The 16,815-nt window shown below is 59.5% G+C and carries 15 protein-coding genes; 6 read left to right on the forward strand and 9 right to left on the reverse strand.

The features are described 5' to 3' along the window. Positions 1 to 57: 57 nt before the first annotated feature. The 4 genes from ASO19_RS05430 to ASO19_RS05445 all read left to right on the forward strand — a co-directional run bounded on the left by ASO19_RS05430 (position 58) and on the right by ASO19_RS05445 (position 3,808). Complete coding sequence (locus ASO19_RS05430; protein ID WP_181005205.1) at positions 58 to 1,332, forward strand: 3-deoxy-D-manno-octulosonic acid transferase; 1,275 nt, start codon at positions 58 to 60, stop codon at positions 1,330 to 1,332. Next, complete coding sequence (lpxK, locus tag ASO19_RS05435) at positions 1,332 to 2,312, forward strand: tetraacyldisaccharide 4'-kinase (protein WP_043560016.1); 981 nt, start codon at positions 1,332 to 1,334, stop codon at positions 2,310 to 2,312. The genes ASO19_RS05430 and lpxK overlap by 1 nt, the downstream gene beginning before the upstream one ends. 30 nt (positions 2,313 to 2,342) lie before the next feature. Then, complete coding sequence (locus ASO19_RS05440; protein ID WP_103765567.1) at positions 2,343 to 3,254, forward strand: lysophospholipid acyltransferase family protein; 912 nt, start codon at positions 2,343 to 2,345, stop codon at positions 3,252 to 3,254. A 167-nt stretch (positions 3,255 to 3,421) separates the two neighbouring features. Further along, on the forward strand, positions 3,422 to 3,808 hold the full coding sequence (locus ASO19_RS05445) for a hypothetical protein (protein WP_258036091.1): 387 nt from the start codon (positions 3,422 to 3,424) through the stop codon (positions 3,806 to 3,808). Between the two features lie 100 nt (positions 3,809 to 3,908). On the opposite strand, the gene ASO19_RS05450 is transcribed toward ASO19_RS05445, so the two are convergent. Continuing rightward, complete coding sequence (locus ASO19_RS05450; protein ID WP_258036092.1) at positions 3,909 to 5,438, reverse strand: penicillin-binding protein activator; 1,530 nt, start codon at positions 5,436 to 5,438, stop codon at positions 3,909 to 3,911. Positions 5,439 to 5,449: 11 nt separating this feature from the next. On the opposite strand from ASO19_RS05450, the gene rsmI reads away from it, so the two are divergent. Further along, positions 5,450 to 6,349 (forward strand): 16S rRNA (cytidine(1402)-2'-O)-methyltransferase, encoded by a 900-nt coding sequence (rsmI, locus tag ASO19_RS05455; protein ID WP_181005206.1) that lies wholly within the window; start codon positions 5,450 to 5,452, stop codon positions 6,347 to 6,349. Here the strand turns inward: rsmI and ASO19_RS05460 are convergent. From ASO19_RS05460 to ASO19_RS05470, 3 genes are all read right to left on the reverse strand, one after another. Beyond that, positions 6,346 to 6,975: a LolA family protein gene (locus ASO19_RS05460; protein ID WP_103765568.1), complete on the reverse strand. Its 630-nt coding sequence runs from the start codon at positions 6,973 to 6,975 to the stop codon at positions 6,346 to 6,348. The two genes, rsmI and ASO19_RS05460, sit on opposite strands and share 4 nt — an antisense overlap. Positions 6,976 to 6,992: 17 nt before the next feature. Next, on the reverse strand, positions 6,993 to 8,378 hold the full coding sequence (locus ASO19_RS05465; RefSeq protein WP_103765569.1) for a glutamate--cysteine ligase: 1,386 nt from the start codon (positions 8,376 to 8,378) through the stop codon (positions 6,993 to 6,995). A 142-nt stretch (positions 8,379 to 8,520) separates the two neighbouring features. Then, positions 8,521 to 9,237, reverse strand: coding sequence for a 16S rRNA (uracil(1498)-N(3))-methyltransferase (locus ASO19_RS05470; protein WP_103765607.1), 717 nt, complete (start codon positions 9,235 to 9,237; stop codon positions 8,521 to 8,523). Between the two features lie 88 nt (positions 9,238 to 9,325). On the opposite strand from ASO19_RS05470, the gene ubiA reads away from it, so the two are divergent. Continuing rightward, positions 9,326 to 10,255: a 4-hydroxybenzoate octaprenyltransferase gene (gene ubiA, locus ASO19_RS05475; RefSeq protein WP_081563198.1), complete on the forward strand. Its 930-nt coding sequence runs from the start codon at positions 9,326 to 9,328 to the stop codon at positions 10,253 to 10,255. A gap of 110 nt (positions 10,256 to 10,365) precedes the next feature. Here ubiA and ASO19_RS05480 read toward each other — a convergent pair whose 3' ends face one another. The 5 genes from ASO19_RS05480 to ASO19_RS05500 form a co-directional block, all read right to left on the reverse strand. Continuing rightward, the gene (locus ASO19_RS05480; protein WP_043561164.1) at positions 10,366 to 11,754 is read right to left on the reverse strand and encodes an MFS transporter; all 1,389 of its coding nucleotides are present in this window, start codon (positions 11,752 to 11,754) and stop codon (positions 10,366 to 10,368) included. Between the two features lies 1 nt (position 11,755). Next, complete coding sequence (locus ASO19_RS05485; RefSeq protein ID WP_043560006.1) at positions 11,756 to 13,189, reverse strand: sugar porter family MFS transporter; 1,434 nt, start codon at positions 13,187 to 13,189, stop codon at positions 11,756 to 11,758. Positions 13,190 to 13,276: 87 nt separating this feature from the next. Further along, a complete protein-coding gene (gene der / locus ASO19_RS05490) occupies positions 13,277 to 14,644 on the reverse strand; it encodes a ribosome biogenesis GTPase Der (protein ID WP_043560004.1) in 1,368 nt (455 codons plus the stop codon). Further along, positions 14,637 to 16,046 (reverse strand): PQQ-binding-like beta-propeller repeat protein, encoded by a 1,410-nt coding sequence (locus ASO19_RS05495; protein WP_258036093.1) that lies wholly within the window; start codon positions 16,044 to 16,046, stop codon positions 14,637 to 14,639. Before ASO19_RS05495 ends, der begins: the two co-directional genes overlap by 8 nt. Next, entirely contained in the window at positions 16,043 to 16,735 is a 693-nt protein-coding gene (locus tag ASO19_RS05500) for a tetratricopeptide repeat protein (RefSeq protein ID WP_143539930.1), read from the reverse strand. The genes ASO19_RS05495 and ASO19_RS05500 overlap by 4 nt, the downstream gene beginning before the upstream one ends. Positions 16,736 to 16,815 lie beyond the last annotated feature (80 nt).

Genomic DNA, 16,815 nt, shown 5'->3' on the forward strand with positions numbered 1-16,815 from the left:
GCGTTGTGCTGGGGAGATGATGCGAAAATGCACCACCCGTGCCGCATGGAACACGCAATGGGCCGTTACCCTTCCTTCACGCCTCTGGCCGCCCCCCTTCTCACAATATGGTCGCTGATCGGCCATGCCGCCATGCCATGGCTCCGCCGTCATGCCCGCAAAAGGCTGCAGCAGGGCAGGGAAAACAGAACCCGCCTGCCAGAACGTTTCGCCCGGGCAGGAATGCCCCGCCCCTCCCATGACGGACCGCTCCTTTGGGTTCATGCTGCCAGTGTGGGAGAAAGCCGGTGCATCCTGCCTGTTGTCAGTCAGCTTCTGGCAGACAGCCCAAAGCTGACCATCCTCATGACAACAGCCACCCTGACCGGTGGAGAAACGGTCGCCGCCCATCCGGCCAGTCACACGGGGCGGCTGATCCATCAGCTCATCCCCTATGATGCCCCGCATCTCCTTGAGCGTTTCATGGCATACTGGCAACCGATCGGGCTGGTTCTTACGGAAAGTGAACTCTGGCCGGGCCTGCTCTGCCTGAGCCGACAAAAAAAACTGCCTGTCATGCTGCTCAATGCGCGTCTCTCGCCCCGTTCTGCCGCACGCTGGCGGTGGGCATCACCCCTGCTGCGCCACCTCCTGGAAGCCTGCCACTGGATCATGCCCCGAAGCATGGATGATGCGCAGGCTTTTGCCCGATTCGGAATCGGGCCACTCCTGCCCCCGGCGGATCTGAAAGAAGATTCGCCCCCTCTGCCCTTTGATGCATCCGAGGCTGTCACCCTGCGCAGGCAACTTGAGGAACGCTCCATTTTTGTGGCGGCTTCCACGCATCCGGGCGAAGAAGAGATCATCATTGCAGCCGCCCGGCAGGCCAAAAAAGAACGCCCTGACCTGCTCACCGTCATCATCCCCCGTCATCCTGAAAGAGGCAAAGAACTGGCCCAGACCCATCAGGCTCCCTGCCGTTCCAAGGGACAGGTTCCTGGAGGTGGGGATGATGTATGGATCATCGACACGCTGGGAGAAGTCGGCCTCTTCTTTCAGCTTGCCGAGCGGGTCTTCATCGGCAATTCCCTTGTCCCACCCGGAGGAGGCCACAACCCTCTGGAATCCCTCCATTTCCGCCGCCCTACGGCCATCGGTCCATACATGCAGAACTGGACAGCACTCTGCGCCCGTCATGCAGGCTCACTCCATCCTGTTGAGCATCAGGAGGCACTCGCACGCTGGCTGAAAGCCCGCCATCTTCCCAGCCCCAGGCCCCCTCAGCAGAATCAGGCAGGCAGGCAGGCAATTCGCCTTATTAAGGACACAATTTTGACTAAAAAGGCATTTTGATGAAACTGACGGCCCCTTCTTTCTGGCAGACCCCTGCCCCGACCATGCTTTCCAATCTTCTTTTGCCTTTCAGTAAAGTGACGGGGTTCGTCGCCAGGCAACGTCAGACCCAGCCTTCACTCAGGCTGCCCGTTCCTGTTCTCTGCTGTGGAAACATCACCGTAGGCGGAACTGGCAAAACGCCCATGAGCCTCCATCTGCTCCAAAAGCTGATCCAGAGAGGACGGACTCCCCATGCCCTAACCCGTGGTCACGGTGGCCGGTCCAAAAAGACAGGACTGATCTCCCCCACACTGGACAGGGCCGTTGATGTCGGCGATGAAACCATCCTGCTGGCCCGCCTTGCCCCCACATGGCGAGGACCGGACCGCAGAGCCAATGCCCTGCGGGCCATCGAAGCAGGGGCAGACTGCCTGGTCATGGATGACGGTCTACAGGACCCTTCCCTCCACAAAGACCTCTCCCTGCTGGTCATTGACGGTCCGGCGGGGCTGGGCAACCAGCGCCTGCTTCCTGCCGGGCCATTGCGGGAATCACTTCCTGATCTCCTGCCCCGGCTACACGCCACTGTCATCCTCGGTGACGACCGCCAGCATATCGCCGGGCAGCTGCCTCCGTCCCTTCCTGTCCTGAAAGGAACCCTCTCCCCTGGCGCCGCCATCCAGAAGCTGCGGGGCTATCAGCTCATTGCCTTTGCCGGGATCGGTCGCCCCCAGAAATTCTTCTCCACCCTTCAGGATGCAGGCCTTACCCTGTTGCGGACTCTCACATTCCCTGACCATCACATCTACTCGGCCCGTGAACTGAAGAAACTGGCCCAGCTGGCCCATATGCCAGAGACCGTTCTGGTCACGACGGAAAAAGATTTTGTAAAACTGCCCCCACTCTTCCAGAATTTCGTGGTTAGCCTTGATGTTGAACCCCGATGGAGCAACCCTAGGCTGATGGATGAACTTCTTGACCACTTTCTGGCAGAGTAACTGCCCCTCTCATGTCCCGGCCCCGCACCCATGAAACATTATCTTGAGGCATGGGGCCTGAAGGGGCTTCTCTGGTTTGCCAGCAAGCTGCCTGCGGGTCTGTCTTCCCGTTTGGGAGGAACCGTGGCAGCTCTTGTCGGGCCGTGCCTTCCCTCATCCCGCATTGCCGACATCAACCTGCACCGTGCCTTTCCCACGATGGACCGAAAGACACGCCGGAGGCTCGTCAGAGGCTGCTGGTGGAACATTGGCAGCACATTGGGAGAACTCCCCCACCTTCCTGACCTGCCGGAAGGGGCTGCTACAGGTCCCGGCTGGCGTGTCCTGAATGATGAACTCCTGCACCAGGCCCGCAAAAGCGGGCGCCCTATCATTTTCTTTTCAGGCCATCTCGGCAACTGGGAACTCATGCCCCTGATTGTTGCCCGTTATGGCATGGCTTTTTCCCCTTTCTACCGTGCCCCCAACAACCCTCTGGTTGACCAGCTGCTCTGTCGGCTGCGACGCCACATTGTCGGCACACCCGTTTCATTCTTCCCAAAAGGGAAGCAGGGAGCACGGGATGCTGTCCGCCATCTCGCCAGAGGTGGATATCTTGGCGTGCTGGGGGACCAGAAAATGAACGATGGGATTGAGGTTTCCTTCTTCGGCCATCCTACCATGACAGCCCCGGCTGCTGCGGCCCTGGCCCTCAGATTCGATGCTCTGATCATTACAGGGCATGTCTGGCGGGAAGGCCCGGCCCGTCTGGTTCTGGAGGTGGGGTCCTGCCTTGACCCGAAAGATCATGCCAGCACAGCCCGTTCCCGCCATGACATGATTCGTCACCTGACCCAGCTCCTGAATGATGAGCTGGAACAATGGATTACGAAACGCCCGGAAAACTGGCTCTGGTTGCATCGGCGGTGGGCAAAATCCTGTTACCGGAATAAGAAAAAGTAAATTTTACCTAGCCATGCGTCCGAAACATGGTAGGATTGCAAAATGAGAACAAGATCATAGCAGCCAAGCCTTCCTGTTCAGTTTTCAGATAGCGCGCTTCGGCACCATGGGTTGTTCTGATTGTGATGCAGCAGGGGTTTCCCTGTTCCCATGAAGGAGATGCTGACATGGCTCAGAAAGCATTCCGCGTGGCAGAACACGCCACGGCCCCCTCTTCCAGCGCCCGGGAACATGCGGGCGGTGTTGTCGTCCCGTTCCGCCAGAAGCTCCTTTCCCATCATCGCCACTACCTGGCCACATGGCTCATTGCCAGCGAGAAAATGGGCATTCTTGATGCCTCCATTGAATCATCTCCAGACCAGCAGACAGCCGATCCCAGCCTGGTGGTCATCTGGGTTCGGGAAAATGCCGACCCTGCCTACCTCATCAGCCTGCGTGGTCCCGACTGGGTTCTCACGGACTGCCTGAGAGACAACGAGCTTGGCCGTTACCGGACCTTCTCCGAAGCACTTCATACCATCCGTCCCGTTCTGCCCCTGCATGCATCAGCCTGACATGACGTCCTGCTGAAGCGATTTTTCGTTCTACAGAAAAAGCCCGTCTGACATGCAGACGGGCTTTTTCCCATGGAAGCAGGCAAAAAGCCAAAACCTGTCAGGGTGTTGAGGACGTGCCGCTCCCAGCACCCGCATGACGGGATGGCGACCAGACCGCCACATCAGGAGCGGCCGGTTTCTTCCCAGCCTGAGCCTGTGCCGGTACTGCTCCAGCTGTCTGCTTTGCAGGTGACCATACGGCCATATCAGCCGATGCCGAGGCAGTCCCCCGCCCCGGCACGGCCGGCCCTACGGAAAGAGATGATGGCGATGTCAGATCACGGGAGGCTGGGACGATCAGCTGGCTGCCCCCACCCGGAGCAATCTGATAGATGCCCAGCGCCCGAATCATCCGGCCATCCGGACGCAGATGGAAGAGACCATTCACGCCCAGATAGCCTTCACGCTGGGTCAGTGTTGCCACATTCAGCTTGTTCTGGCGGATCAGGGCGCCAGCCAGAGCGGCCGCATCGTAGGCAAAATCTGCGACAGGAGAAGGCTTCTGCTGATAGGCATTCTGATAACTCTGCACATAGCCACTGCGCTGTTTCTCATCAAACGCCACATACCAGGCACCGCGCAGGTCCCCCAGTTTGGCGTCAAAGGAACGCCAGAGCATCGGACCAAGAATACGAACCTGAGGAACCAGAAGCTGGTTGTTCTTCAGCGCATCGATCACACGGGCCAGATCCAGCCCGGTATCACCCAGAAGCAGGGCATCAAATGGCGGCGGGCTGACCTCCGAAGGGGCCGAAGCGGTCTGATCCTTCTGGGCTGGCCGGGAGGAAGAAACCGTCATTTCATCACCCTCATTCAGAGGGTCAATGGCAGAAGGTCCGCTCTCCGCCGTGGCCGCCCCCTGTGCAGTACCGGCAGATGCAACCGGCCGACGGCTCAGCTGCGCCATTTTCTGCATGATGTCATTGATGTCACTGCTGTGGAACGTAATCTGCGGGACATCCAGCCCAGCCTCCTGACAGGCCAGGGTCAGCCCTTCCCCCATGGCGTGCCCCAGTGCCGTATCTGGCAGAAACGCAGCGAAACGTTTCCGTCCTTCTACCCGGGCAGCGTCAACAAGACGACGAACCTGCTGCTCTGGCGTCAGTCCCATGACCCAGACACCCGGTCTGGCCTGAGCCACATCACTGGTGAAAGCCAGCTCCGGCACATTCGCTGGCTGCAGGACAGAGGACACGGCCTGCGTATCACCTGCCGTAAGCGGCCCCAGAACAATACTGTCTCCGGCCTCCAGAGCCTGCTGGGCGGCATGGGCAGGCCCTGCTGGCTGGGCACTGTCAAATACATCCATGGGAGGAGGCTGGTTGTCCGGCAGAGCCAGCCGGGCCGCATCCCTCAGGCGCAGGCCGATGGCAGCATGAGGGCCACTCAACGGTACGATCAGCCCGACACGGGCCGGTTTTTCCACTGGCTGCGGAGCGGCTGCCACCGGGGCCAGTTTCCTTTCATGACCATTTTCCCCGGAGCAGGCTCCCAGAAACATGAAAATACCAACGGCCAATGCTGCCTGGCCGTTTCCTCTCTTGCCGCGCCCCTGCCCACCACGGCTATAAAGGCCAGAGCGGCTCATTGAGGATAACGATGTCTGAGAAACCATATACTCCCCCCGATCACGGAACATTTCCTTCTTCTACCGGGCAGCTCGTGCTGGTGGCAACGCCTGTCGGCAACCTCGCCGACATAAGCCAGCGTGCCCTTGATGCTTTAAGGACCGCTGATGCCATCCTGTGTGAAGATACCCGCGTTACCACAAAACTGCTGCGGCATTATGGCATAAGCAACCAGCTCTTCCCTCTCCACGACCATAATGAACAGGACCGCATCCCCGCCCTCATTGAGCGCCTCCAGCAGGGACAATGTCTGGCCCTGGTCTCTGATGCCGGTACACCCATTGTTTCGGACCCTGGATACCGCCTCGTCCGGGCCGCACAGGCAGAAAATATCGCCATCACGTCCCTGCCCGGTGCCAATGCTGCCGTCACGGCTCTGACACTCTCCGGCCTGCCTCCCATTCCCTTCATGTTTCTGGGTTTTCCTCCCCGGGGAGAGGCCCGCCGACACAGCTTTACCGCCCTGCGTGCTGCCGAACAGGCTGGTCTGGCTGCCACGCTCATCTGGTATGAATCACCGCACCGACTTCTGGAAACACTGAAAACACAGCAGCAGGTATTCGGCTCAGACCGCCCTGCGGCCGTAGGGCGTGAACTGACAAAACATTTTGAAGAAATGATCCGGGGCAGTCTTGCCGAACTCATTGCCCATTTTGAAGAAACAGCCCCACGGGGAGAGATCACCCTGCTTCTTGGTCCACCAGCCGCAGACGATACGGGAGCACAGGAACTCGACCAGGCCTTGCAGGATGCCCTGAAAACCCACTCCGTCAAGGATGCCGCAGCGCTGATAGCAGGGATCGTCAACCTGCCCAAGCGCACCGTCTATAACCGGGCACTTGAGCTGGCCAGACAGAAAAAGGGCGGTTAGTCCTCATCCTTTGGCAGGACAAAACTTGAAGACGGAACGCTGATGCCGGTCTGCACGCTGGAAAAATGCACGATCGTCCTGTGCCCTTGGGCATCCAGCACTGTCCAGCCTTTCAGACTGAGCGGACGGGTGGAGAAAAAGAGCGTCATCTCGCCTTCACCCGGATTTTCCGTCCGTGTCACCCGCAACTGGATCTCGCTATTCTGCTGTTCGTACCCCAGAATGGATACATCCCCCGAGAAACGGGGATCCGGCCGCAGAAGAAGACCCAATGGCGTATGATCCAGAGGGATTGTCGTGATCTGACCGATGCTGCGGTCCTGAAACACGACCTTGCCTTCATTGGCCACAAGCAGAAGCGGGCTGGGAGGATCGTAAGAAAACCGCATCTTTCCCGGCCGCTCCAGCAGAACTGTCCCGGTGGATGTCCCGTCATGCTCGGTCACCTGCTCAAACCGGGCCTGAAATGTCTTCGTCGCCGCAAGGCTGGACTCAATTCTGTGAACCCATCCCTGCTGGGCCTGGGTCAGGGAAACGCCTGCCGCCAGTGCCGGATTCCCCAGCAGACCCATCCCCCCCACAGCAAAAGCCACGCCGCAGGCCATGACAAGACGCCGCACCACCATCACCACGCTTCCTTTCCTCACAAGGAAATATCCGCTTCCCGGAAAATGTGCCGGACATCACCCTGCCAGACATCATGGTACCGCTCCAGCCACCGCTCCGCCTGTGTTTTGGCACCATCAGCAATCTCATAGAGCGGAGCAAGATAATACTCCTCCCCATGGCCCCGTTTCTGAAGTCCCTGCTCGGCCAGTGTCAGAATACGCTTTGCCAGATGACGCAGCCCGCCCGGGAAAGGAGCATCCATGGCCTGTTCGACAACAAGCTCCGCCAGAGACTGATAATGCAGCCAAGACTGCTCCTTCACCACCCGTTCGGCTTCAGCCAGCACATCTTCGTCATATAGCAGCCCCACCCAGAACGCAGACTGGGCCACCATCATGTCTGGCCGTCCAGCATCGGCACCACGCATCTCAAGAAACTGCTTGAGCCGAACATCAGGGAACAGTGTCGTCAGATGGTCTTCAAAATCCCCGACCGTTGGGCGCAGGCCTGCCAACGGCTCCTGCTCGACACCATCGAGCCATTTACGGAACGAACAGCCTGCGGCATCAATATTCCGCCCTTCACGATTGACGAAATACATAGGGACATCCAGCGCCCAGTCCACGTAGCGCTCAAACCCGAAGCCTTCCTCAAAAAAGAACGTCGGCTGACCACTGCGCTGATTGTCCGTATCCAGCCAGATATAGGCCCGGTTGGACAGACGCCCTGTCGGCCTGCCATCAGCAAACGGCGAATTGGCCATCAGGGCCGTGATGAGAGGCTGGAGAGCGAGCGACACCCGCATTTTGCGGGCCATGTCTGCCTCGCTGGAAAAATCCAGATTCACCTGCACGGTGCAGGTCCGTGTCATCATGTCCAGCCCACGACGCCCGACCTCTGGCATGTAGCGGCGCATGATGGCATACCGGCTCTTGGGCATCCACGGCATGGCCTCCCGGGGCCAGAGAGGCTGAAAACCAAGAGGCGCAAAACCAAGGCCCAGCTCCTGCGCAGGCCCGGTGATCTGCCTGAAATGGGCAATCATCTCCTGTTCGGTTTCCTGCACCGTCCTGACAGGCGCACCGGAGAGCTCAAACTGTCCCGCAGGTTCCAGAGAGATGGACCGCCCCTTGTGCGGGCCCGCACCTTTCAGGCCTATCAAATGGCCATCATCACGGATGGCCTGCCAGTCCGGCCCTTCCAGAGCGCCAAGCAGGGCACCGATGCCATCCGGCTCATACGCTGGTGGCGCAAACGGCTTTAGCTCTCCTCTGGCCCGTTCTGGCAGACGGAACCCGAACTTTTCATGTTCTGTTCCAATACGCCATTCAGCCTTCGGCTTGCAGCCACGAGCCAGAACCTCGACAAGCTGCGCCCTGCTCTCGATCAGTGTCGTATTGCTTTCACCTGGATTGGACATGCACAAACCCTTATCGGCTAAAATTCACCACGCTATGCCGCAGGACGCTCAGACTGTCCGTAAGCCAGATACCCCCTATACTAGGGGGCATATTTACCTTCATTCAAGAGAACCGACACATATTCGAGCAGCCTCGGGCCGTTCATGCCTGCCGGTTGGCTGCTCCGATCTGGGCCAAGGCAGCACAGGCTGCCGTATCTGCCCGCAATATCCGGGGGCCGAGCGAAAAAGACTGTATGGCCTCATGCCGGGAAAGCCGTTGGACCTCTTCCTCCGCAAAGCCTCCTTCTGGCCCGATGAGCAATGCATCACAGCCAGCGGGAGGCCCTCCCTGCCCATGGCGCTCCAGCGCCACGGCAAGCCTGCGCCGAACCGGCCAGCGGGCCAGAACAGCCGCCAGAGGCTCCAGCGGCATGAGGGTCGGGACATCCAGCCGCTCACACTGTTCGGCAGCTTCCTGTGCGATCAGCCCCAACCGCTCAAGATTCAGGCGATGTGTGTTTGTCCGGGCTGTCAGGACGGGGCGAAAGCGTGTCACACCCAGCTCTGTCCCCATGCGGATGAGCAGCTCCGTCGCATCCCTCTTGAGTGGCGCAAAAAGAAGCTCCACCCCTTCTGTATCCTGCTGGGGCCGCAGACAGGACGTAACGCGCACCGTGGCCTGATTTTTTTTCAGCCCCTCGACAGTCGCCTGCCACTCGCCATCCCGGCCATTGAACAGCACCACACCATCGCCCGGCTGAAGACGCATGACCTTGCCCAGATAATGGGCCTGACCGGCAGACAGGGACACCGTCTCCCCTTCCTGCCAGGGAGACTCTGCATCAACAATAAAAAGGCGTGGATCGGTACGGCTCATGTTTCGGGCATACCGCTTTCCCCACTCACTTTCCAGCATCTGCGATAAAATATTGACCTCATCCTGTTTCTGGCCAATCACTCATCCCATGTCCCAGACCCATCTTCATACCGATATCCGCAGCAATGGCCTGATCGGCCGGCTGCCAGACCCTTGGCGATCCTATGCACTGCTTGCCCGGCTGGACCGTCCCGTTGGTACATGGCTGCTGCTGCTGCCCGGCGTGTTCGGCATCTTTCTTGCCCCACAAGGGCCCCCTCTGGAACGCCGGCTCTTCTATACGGCGCTCTTCGCCATCGGATCGCTGCTCATGCGTTCGGCGGGCTGTGTCATCAACGACATCTGGGATCGCAAAATTGATGCCCAGGTTTCACGTACGGCAGGCAGGCCCCTGGCCAGCGGCGCACTCAACCTGACACAGGGGCTGGCTCTGCTGGCAGTGTTGCTACTCGGAGGGCTGGCCGTATTGCTCGCCCTGCCGCCCATCTGCTGGATGCTGGCACCTCTGGCGCTGATCCTTGTCGCCTTCTACCCGGCCGCAAAAAGACTGACATGGTGGCCCCAGCTTGTCATGGGATTCACCTTCGGCTTCGGCGCTCCCATGGGCTATGCGGCCAGCCAGAACACTCTGGACCTGCCGGGCCTGCTGCTCTACGGCGGCGTCATCATCTGGCAGCTGGGATTCGATACCATCTATGGTTTTCAGGATATGGAGGATGATGCCCGTATCGGGGTCAAATCCACCTCCCGCCTGATGCTGAACCATGCCCGCCTCTTCGTAGGCAGCTGTTACGCCCTAGCCCTCTGCCTGTTTGCACTCTCGGCTCTACAGGCCGGGTTGCACCCACTCTTCTGGCTGCCTTTCCTGCTGGCCTGCCTCCTGCTGGGCCGTCAGACTGTCCGGCTTTCGCCCTATGATGCTCCTCTCTGTCTGCACTTCTTCCGGCAGAACGTCGCAATAGGCTTCGTCCTGGCAGCCGCCTTCATCCTGGGGGCCAGCCCGACATTCTGGCACTAAACCTGATCTGCTCCATGAGCGTGAGAGGGCCGACATGAAAAATCCCCGGGGCAGAACCAGCACCCCGGGGATTTTTCATACAACAGACTGACCTGTATCGAGCGACCTGCTCAGGTCGTACGCCTTCTGAAAAGCGTCCGCCCTGCACTCAATGCTGCTCCACAGAAAGCCACGGCAGCGGCGGCTCCGAGACAGATGAACGCAGGATGAGGGAACAGGGTGAACAGCCCGGCGACCAGCAATGCCCCTGTCGTCTGCCCTGAAAGACGGGCCACGGAGAGCATCCCGCTTGCACCACCCTCCCGGCCGGGAGGGGCTGTCACCATGATGGCCCGGTTGTTCGGTGGCTGGAAAAAGCCAAACCCCATGCCAGCCAGAAGCGTCCGCCAGGCAATGGCCGTGTTATCGGCATCCAACGGCAGGGTACAGAGAAGCACAAAGCCAAGACATGTCACCAGCAGCCCAATGGAAGACAGAAGAGCTGCCGGAAAACGGTCGGCAATCTTTCCGACAATAAAAGACATCACCGCCACGCCCACAGCCCACGGTGCAATCAACAGACCGACTGTGGCCGGATTTTTATGAAAAGCCACTGCCAGCGTGAAAGGCATGGCCACAATATACAGGTTCGAAGCCACAAACCCACAGAAACTGACCAGACAGGCCAGCAGAAAGGGCACACGCTTCAGCAGGTCCAGCGGCACAATAGGCTCCTGCCGCTTTTTCTGCCAGCGCAGGAGAAGCCACCAGCTGACAAGGCTCCAGCCCGTCAACCCGGCACCCCAGCCCAGATCACCATGCATGAGGCTGTCCAGCCCGATCCCCAGCAGCGCGAAAGAGGCCACCGTGAGCAAGGAACCAGGGATATCGACCTTCACGTCGCTCCGCGGCGTTTTGGGCAGAGCCTTGCTGGCTAGAAGGATGGCAATGCCACCCAGCGGCAGATTCACCCAGAAAATCCAGGGCCAGGAGGCAATGGAGAGGATGAAGGAGCCGATGGTCGGCCCCAGCGCCACACCCAGGCCGATGAACAGCCCGTTGAGCGCAATCCCCTTGCCTATGAGCTTGTGCGGATAAATGAAGCGCACAAGCGCAATATTCACACTCATGATGCAGGAGCTGCCAACACCCTGAAGAGCCCGGGCAAGCGTCAGCTCCAGCATGTTCTGCGACATGGCACAGGCCACAGACGCAATGAGAAACAGGACAATTCCCAGCTGGCTCATCCGCCCGAAACCAACCCTGGCCCCAATGGCGGCCAATGGCAGGAGACAGGCCAGATTGGCCAGCTGGTAGGCATTGATGACCCAGATCGCCTGCGAAGCAGAAGAGTGGAGATCCGTTGCGATGGTGGGCAGGGCCACATTCGCAACGGAATAATCCAGGATCGAAAGCATCAATGCCAGAATGACAGATGACATCGCCTTGAAGCGTTGCATCCCGTAAAGGCCTGCGTGCCTCTCCGGGTCGTATTCTCCCTCAAGGCTAGGATCTGCCATCTTACTGCCCATTACCCTCTGGTTCTCCCAATTTACGCAGGGGCACCCCTGCAAAAAGATTCGCTTCGATCCGCTCCAGCGAAGCACCCTTCGTCTCCGGGACAAAACCCAGAGTAATCAGCACGAACAGGCCATTGAACGCTGCAAACAGGATGAAGGTCCAAGACGCACCCATCGCCAGCATCATCAGCGGGAAAATGCTGGAAACAACCCAGTTGGCCACCCAGTTTGTCACCGTGGAACAGCCGATACCAAAGTCACGGCCACGTGTCGGCTGAACCTCGGAGCACAGGGCCCAGACAAGCGGTCCCTCACCAATGGCAAAACCGGCCACAAAGACAAGAATCAGAGCGCAGAGCAGGATGGAAGCGGCCAGGCTGCCACCACCAAAAGCCAGCACTGCACCGACACCAACCAGCGAAGCACCAACGATGACACAGCTCGTCAACAGCAGCGGACGACGGCCCCACCTGTCGGCGTATCGGATGGCCACACCTGTGAAAACCATGTTGGTCAGCCCGACCAGTGTCGTGGCCCACACGGCAGCATTGGTCCCGAAATGGGCAGCTTCGAACACGCGCGGTGCGTAGTAAAGCAGGGCGTTGATTCCGCTCAGCTGCTGCATGATCTGGAGGGTGATACCCAGAAACACGGAACGACGGAAGTTCGGATTGCTGCGAAACAGCCCATATCCGGCATCACTGCTCTTGGAGAGGCGGTCGTTGATATCGGCCAGCTCTGCTTCCGCCACTTCCTCGTCAGAACGCAGCATACGCAGCACCTTGCGGGCACGCTCCGTATCACCACGCATCATCAACCAGCGAGGGCTGTGCGGCAGAATCAGCACTACACCGAGGAACAGGGCCGCCGGAACGCCCATGATCCCGAGCATCCAGCGCCAGTGCCCACCTTCGGACAGGATGCTATCGGACACGAATGCCAGAAAAATCCCGAGCGTAACCATCAGCTGATAGAAAGAAATCATGGCACCACGGGCCGATTCGACCGTGATCTCAGAAATGTAGAGCGGCGCTGCAAATGCTGCCACGCCAACAGCCAGACCAAGCAGGACACGCCCTGTGATGAGCAGGGCCACCCCGGGAGCAAACGCACAGAAAAGCGTACCAACCAGAAAAAGGATCCCAGCGCCCAGCATGGCACCCGGGCGACCAAAAGAAACGGAAATGCGACCAGCAAATGTAGCACCAACAGCAGCACCAGCCATCATGGACGACACGATCCACCCCTGCATGGCAGCACCAGCATGGAAATCAGTCGCAATGAACGGCAAAGCACCAGCGACAACGCCTGTATCCAACCCAAACATCAACCCAGAAAGGGCCGCAAGAATGCCAAGAAACGTAGCACGCCCTGTCGTCTTCTGAGACGAAGAGGCACCGCCCCCACTCCTGGCTGCCGGCGTTACTCCTACCATGATAACTCCTCATTCATAAAGGTCACACACCCCTCCGGCATCGGGGCGTGCGGCGATTATGGACGTTATTGCTCCAAATTCAATAAATTATCGCTCATCCTGCTTCACGAATGGATTACGGCTCCCCCGCAGCAGAAGCCGGATCGGCGTGCCGGGAAGATGGAAGGTCTCCCGCAACCCATTTATGAGGTATCTTTTGTAACTGTCCGGCAGCTGCTCCGCCCTTGTGCCAAACAGCACAAAGGTTGGCGGGCGGCTTTTGGCCTGTGTCATGTAGCGTAACTTCAGTCGGCGCCCATCCACCAGCGGCGGCTGATGACGTTCCACCGCCTCCTCAAACCAGCGGTTAAGATCGCTCGTGCCCACACGGGCGTTCCAGACCTCGCTGGCCCTTCGGACGGCCGGCAGAAGGCGGTGCAGCCCCTCGCCTGTCAGAGCCGAGAATGTCACAACCTCGATCCCACGCATCTGCGCCAGTGAAATTTCGATACGATCAGAAATCGCCTTGCGTGTTGCCTGACGCTCCTTGACGGCATCCCACTTGTTGAGAGCAAGAACACAGGCTCTCCCCTCCCGCTCAATCAGACGGGCAATCTGGAGGTCCTGCTCATCAACACCACGATCTGCATCCAGAACCAGCACAACCACTTCAGCCATTTTCATGGCCTCAATAGAGGCGGAAACAGAGACACGCTCCAGCCCTTCCTGAACACGGGCACGCTTCCGCATTCCAGCCGTGTCAACGATTTCGATCGGCCCGGCCTCGTCCTCGAGCATGACACTGACAGCATCACGTGTCAGGCCAGCTTCTGGCCCCGTGATCATCCTCTCCTCGCCCAGAAGGCTGTTCAGAAGCGTTGATTTTCCAGCATTCGGACGGCCAATGATGGCAAGGCGCAGCGGTTTCTCTCCATCCTGCTCGGCGAGTGTCTCCTCATCCGGCAGAAGGCTGACGATCTCGCTCATCAGGTCGGCCAGTCCCTCACCATGTTCAGCAGACATGGCAAGCGGGGTTCCCAGCCCAAGAGAGAAGGCCTCCATGGCTGCTTCTGCACCGGCCCGGCCTTCGGCCTTGTTGGCAACGAGGAGGACAGGCCGGTTCTGCCGCCGCAACCAGTTGGCAAAATGTGCATCAGCAGGTGTGATGCCAGACCGTGCATCCACGCAGAAAACAACCAGATCAGCCTGTGCGATCCCCTGCTCGGACGAAGCCCGCATACGGCCAAACAACGTCTCGGGAGCTGCTTCCTCCAGCCCTGCCGTATCCACGAGCCGCACACGGCGACCACGCAGCATGGCCACGCCGTCCTTGCGATCCCGCGTCACACCGGGCTCGTCCGACACGATCGCCTGACGCCTCCCGACAAGCCGGTTGAAGATGGTAGACTTCCCCACATTGGGGCGCCCTGCGATAACGACGACAGGCAGCCTGCCTGTCCCAGCGGGATCAACCATAAGCGCGCAGAACACCATCTTCACTCAGAACGAGCAGCTGTCCATCACAGACAATCGGCTGTACCTGGCAGGATGACGGTGTTTCTATCTTTCCTTCTTCCTGGCCCGTCCTGGCATTCACGATCACCATGCCACCACGGTTCATGCTGGAAAGACAGACAAGCCTGTTGTTCAGCATGATCGGTCCCATCCACTGGATGGGACCCTTCTCATGCTCCGGTTTTTTGAAACGGGGCAACTGTTTGACCCACCGTACCTGTCCCGTCACACGGTCCAGGCAGGCCAGCTGCTGGTCCAGGGAGATGAGATACAGCCATTCGCCACAAACACAGAGCGGCGACTGACCACTGACCTCCCGCTCCCACAGACGACGCCCCGAGCGCATGTCGATGGCCACAAGCACACGAGACAAAGATATGGCATAAGCTGTCCCGCCAACAACGACAGGCCCCCCACGCACGCAGGCGAAATCCAACATGGCGCCCAGCCCGTTGCCTCCGCCAAGGCTGTCACTCCAGACAACCTCGCCAGAAGCTGCACGCAGGGCCACCAGATCACCACTGCCGAAACCAGCCACCACAATGTCATTGACAATGGCCGGAGCCCCAGCCCCGAAGAGGGTCGTGCTGACATCGGTCGCCTGATAGGTCCAGCGCTGCTGGCCCGTTGCCGCATCCAGAGCGTACAGGCGGGCATCAATGGTCGTGAAAACCATCAGACCACCGACAACAGTCGGGGCGGAGCGCCCCGGCGTCCCGATATCCACGGCCCATTTCTGTCGACCCGTGGCAGCATCCAGCGCCAGGGCCTGCGCCACGCCATCAACGACATAAAGCGTATTCCCCACCAGGGCGAGGCCACCGCCAATATTGGTAGAACGGGTCTTGCGGGCTGGCTGGAGGTGCCAGAGCTGCCTGCGCTCCGGCCAGCTCCAGGCCCGGATGACGCCCTGGGCATCCACCGTGAACATGCGACCATCGCCAATCACGGGCGGGGACTGCAAGGCCCCTTTGCGATTGGGGACAAACGCCACCATGGAAAGCCAGCCAACCCGATTGACACCGGAGCCAACCGACTCACTCCATAGCTGTCGCGTACCATTCCAGACTGCATTGACCGCTTCATGCGACGCTGTCCGCCCTTCCTGCATCCATGCAGTGACGGGCTGTACGGCAGGCAGGGTGATGGGGGCTGTATCATGCGTGTCCACGGCCAGACCTGCCCCGGTTGACAGAACGTCAATCCGTCTGCCCGGCAGAACCGTTTTCTTCGGATCGTCCGAGAAGGCACCACAACCCGCCAGCCCCGTCATGGCAGCAAATGAACAGGCGCCCTTGAGAATAGAACGACGGGAAGCCTTTACGCCCCCCATCCCCGGCAGTGAAGAAAAATGGCGGTTCATCCAGCCTCTCCCAAAGTCTGCAACAATAATCCGGCCCGACGCCGTAAATCATCCGTGCTGTCCGCTGATGTCTGAACCTCCAGCAGCAGGCGGCGTGCCTCTGCCCGTTCCTCCGGTTTGGCATCGTCCCTCAGGTCCAGCACGGCCAACCCTTCCTTCGCCAGAGGGACCCAGCTTCCCCCTGTCTGAACGAGCGCCTGATAACCACGCCTCAGCTCATCCCTGGGAGCGATACCCATCCGGGCATTCAGGAGGCGATACTGCGCCATCAACGCCAGAGACCTTTCGGAAGCTCGATCATCCACCACCTGCTGCCACAGCTTCAACGCTGTGGAACGGTCATGATCCTGCTCTTTCAGCTCGGCCAGATACATGGCGGCATAGCTGCGTACACCCTGCGGGGCGGACTGGGCCAGATCCGAGAAAATGCCTTCGGCCTTCTGTCGTGCATCACTTTCAGCAGACGGCAGAGCATTCAGATCACCAAGAAGCTTCATGGCCTCGAAATAGCGGTCCGACGCCACGGCCTGAGCCGTATGGAGCCGGTGCTGCTGCCATCCCCATACACCACCGGCAACACCAGCCAGCACCAGAAGAACCACCAGCACGCCGCCCACACGGAGGGCCATGGATCTGAGCCGCAGGAGACGCTGCTCTTCTTCCACTTCCTTAATCAAATCGTCTGACACGCCATATCCTTGCTGGACCAATCATGATAATTCTGACACTCCTATAGCATGACGGACCAGCGGCAAACATCCTCCCCGAC

It is taken from the genome of Parasaccharibacter apium, assembly GCF_002917995.1.
GTDB classification, from domain to species: Bacteria; Pseudomonadota; Alphaproteobacteria; order Acetobacterales; family Acetobacteraceae; genus Bombella; species Bombella apis.

Coding starts and splice junctions, on each gene's coding strand:
- ASO19_RS05430 (WP_181005205.1), top strand. CDS start 58: ATGGGCCGTTACCCTTCCTTCACGCCTCTGGCCGCCCCCCTTCTCACA.
- lpxK (WP_043560016.1), top strand. CDS start 1,332: ATGAAACTGACGGCCCCTTCTTTCTGGCAGACCCCTGCCCCGACCATG.
- ASO19_RS05440 (WP_103765567.1), top strand. CDS start 2,343: ATGAAACATTATCTTGAGGCATGGGGCCTGAAGGGGCTTCTCTGGTTT.
- ASO19_RS05445 (WP_258036091.1), top strand. CDS start 3,422: ATGGCTCAGAAAGCATTCCGCGTGGCAGAACACGCCACGGCCCCCTCT.
- ASO19_RS05450 (WP_258036092.1), bottom strand. CDS start 5,438: ATGAGCCGCTCTGGCCTTTATAGCCGTGGTGGGCAGGGGCGCGGCAAG.
- rsmI (WP_181005206.1), top strand. CDS start 5,450: ATGTCTGAGAAACCATATACTCCCCCCGATCACGGAACATTTCCTTCT.
- ASO19_RS05460 (WP_103765568.1), bottom strand. CDS start 6,975: ATGGTGGTGCGGCGTCTTGTCATGGCCTGCGGCGTGGCTTTTGCTGTG.
- ASO19_RS05465 (WP_103765569.1), bottom strand. CDS start 8,378: ATGTCCAATCCAGGTGAAAGCAATACGACACTGATCGAGAGCAGGGCG.
- ASO19_RS05470 (WP_103765607.1), bottom strand. CDS start 9,237: ATGAGCCGTACCGATCCACGCCTTTTTATTGTTGATGCAGAGTCTCCC.
- ubiA (WP_081563198.1), top strand. CDS start 9,326: ATGTCCCAGACCCATCTTCATACCGATATCCGCAGCAATGGCCTGATC.
- ASO19_RS05480 (WP_043561164.1), bottom strand. CDS start 11,754: ATGGCAGATCCTAGCCTTGAGGGAGAATACGACCCGGAGAGGCACGCA.
- ASO19_RS05485 (WP_043560006.1), bottom strand. CDS start 13,189: ATGGTAGGAGTAACGCCGGCAGCCAGGAGTGGGGGCGGTGCCTCTTCG.
- der (WP_043560004.1), bottom strand. CDS start 14,644: ATGGTTGATCCCGCTGGGACAGGCAGGCTGCCTGTCGTCGTTATCGCA.
- ASO19_RS05495 (WP_258036093.1), bottom strand. CDS start 16,046: ATGAACCGCCATTTTTCTTCACTGCCGGGGATGGGGGGCGTAAAGGCT.